This is a genomic window from Sandarakinorhabdus sp. (assembly GCF_031422795.1).
Lineage (GTDB): Bacteria > Pseudomonadota > Alphaproteobacteria > Sphingomonadales > Sphingomonadaceae > Sandarakinorhabdus.
This window is the reverse complement of record NZ_JANPML010000296.1, coordinates 1-1941: the sequence shown is the minus strand read 5'-3', so window position 1 is coordinate 1941 and position 1941 is coordinate 1. Positions and strand designations below refer to the sequence as shown.

Annotated in this window: 2 protein-coding genes and 1 pseudogene; 2 read left to right on the top strand and 1 reads right to left on the bottom strand. The window is 63.9% G+C overall.

The features are described from left to right. Positions 1–1064: hypothetical protein (locus tag RMO81_RS10625; protein ID WP_310475829.1), on the bottom strand; the 1064-nt coding region annotated here is incomplete at its 3' end. Between the two features lie 123 nt (positions 1065–1187). Between RMO81_RS10625 and hslV the strand changes: the two genes are divergently transcribed. Next, positions 1188–1736, top strand: a complete 549-nt coding sequence (gene hslV, locus RMO81_RS10620) for an ATP-dependent protease subunit HslV (RefSeq protein WP_310475828.1) — start codon at positions 1188–1190, stop codon at positions 1734–1736. After that, positions 1733–1941 (top strand): annotated as a pseudogene (locus RMO81_RS10615) (HslU--HslV peptidase ATPase subunit); the annotation flags it as partial. The gene hslV and the pseudogene RMO81_RS10615, both read left to right, overlap by 4 nt.

Here is a 1941-nt window from a genome sequence, read left to right as displayed (position 1 = left end):
AGGCTGAGCAGTGCGGCCGACAACAGCATGCCCACCAGCTGCAGAAGAATCGCCAGCGGATCAGCCTTCCAGTTGTCCCACCAGTCCGCCGGGCTTTCTGGCCATTGCACCAGTTTCAGCTCCATGGCCTGGGCCAGGCCCATGCAATTGGCATATTCGTCCACGTCCGGCGCGGTGCCGAGGCGATTGACATGCAGGCGGGCACATTCCAGCGCCTTGGCTTCGCTGGCGGCCCCGGGTGCGCCGCCGGGTTTGACGCTGCCATCATCCATGGCGGTGATGGCCGACGCCACCACCCGGTCGCGCAGCGCGCTATCGACATTCAACCGCGCCATCAGATCGAAACTGTCCAGCTGAAGGACGAGCACCAGCACCAGGCTGACCGCCGTCGTCCAGCCGCGCAGCCCGGCGGTGAAGGCGGCATCGATGCGATCGATCGTCTGATCATACCAGCCGGTCAATTTTGCCATGAAATCGCGCATTGGCCCGGCCAGCAGCAGTTCCAACATGGCCTGATCGGCGCGCTTGCTGCTCGACCAATCATGATGTTCCAGTTCCAGTTCCGCGATGCGCGCACGCAGATTGGTCAGCATCGCCTTGGCTTCGCCGGCGGTCTTGATGCCCAGCAACGGCCTGATCTGATCACGCACGGCCTTCAGCCCGTCCGAAGTTTCGGGATCATCGTTGGCGACGAAATCAAGCAGCAGCCGCACAAACTCCTCACGCTGCACCACGGTGGCCCACGGGCGATCGCCAATGGCCCCCGGCGCCAGCTTGTTGATCATGCGAACGACGAACCGGGCGAGCGGCATCCGCGGCGGCGCCAGCAGCGAATCGCGCAAGATGCTGCCCACCATGGCTTCGAGTTGCGCCATGGAAGCATTGCCCTGGCCCTGCGGCACATGGGTCATCCGCATCATCAGATCGGCCAGGCCGCGATGCAGCACCACGCCTTTCATGTTGCGCAGATACACCGGCACCGCCTGCACCATCGCGGTCACCGCCAGGCTGATCACCAACAAGGTGAAGACAAAGCCGATCATCACATCAAGATAATGCAGCACAAGACTCTCCCCCGGACGGTCGATGCCAGCATAGTCGATATTGTCGCCGGCGTCGCGCCTGGCGCTGGCCCCCTTTTACTCTGCAGCGCGAAGCCTACATGGAAGCAAACGAAAGGCCCCTTAATGAGCGAGCTTCCCCAATTTCACGGCACCACCATCGTATCGGTTCGCAAGGGCGGGCAGGTCGTGGTTGCCGGCGATGGCCAGGTGACGATGGGGCAGACGGTGATGAAGCCCAATGCCAAGAAGGTGCGCCGGCTCGGCCCCAAGGGTGAAGTGATCGGCGGTTTCGCCGGCGCCACCGCCGACGCCTTCACCCTGTTCGAACGGCTGGAAGCCAAGCTGGAACGCCACCCCGGCCAGCTGATGCGCGCTGCGGTTGAACTGGCCAAGGATTGGCGCACCGATCGTTATTTGCGCAAGCTGGAAGCGATGATGATCGTGGCCGATACCCAGGTCACGCTGATCATCACCGGCAATGGCGACGTGCTGGAACCGGTGGGCGGCATCGCCGCGATTGGTTCGGGTGGGAACTTCGCCCTCGCCGCCGCTCGCGCGCTGGCCGACAGCGACCACAGCGCCGAAACCATCGCGCGCCGGGCCATGAAGATCGCCGCCGATCTGTGCGTCTACACCAACGAGGAACTGACCTTGGAAGCGATTGAGCTGTGAGCGCCGATCTGACCCCCCGCGAGATCGTCGCCGCACTCGATCGCCACATCATCGGCCAGGATGATGCCAAGCGCGCCGTCGCTGTCGCCCTGCGCAACCGCTGGCGCCGCCAGCAGCTGCCCGACGATCTGCGCGATGAAGTGGTGCCCAAGAATATCCTGATGATCGGCCCCACCGGCTGCGGCAAGACCGAGATCAGCCGGCG

Excerpts from the sequence above, each read along its gene's own strand:
- hslV (WP_310475828.1), top strand. The coding sequence starts at position 1,188 with ATGAGCGAGCTTCCCCAATTTCACGGCACCACCATCGTATCGGTTCGC.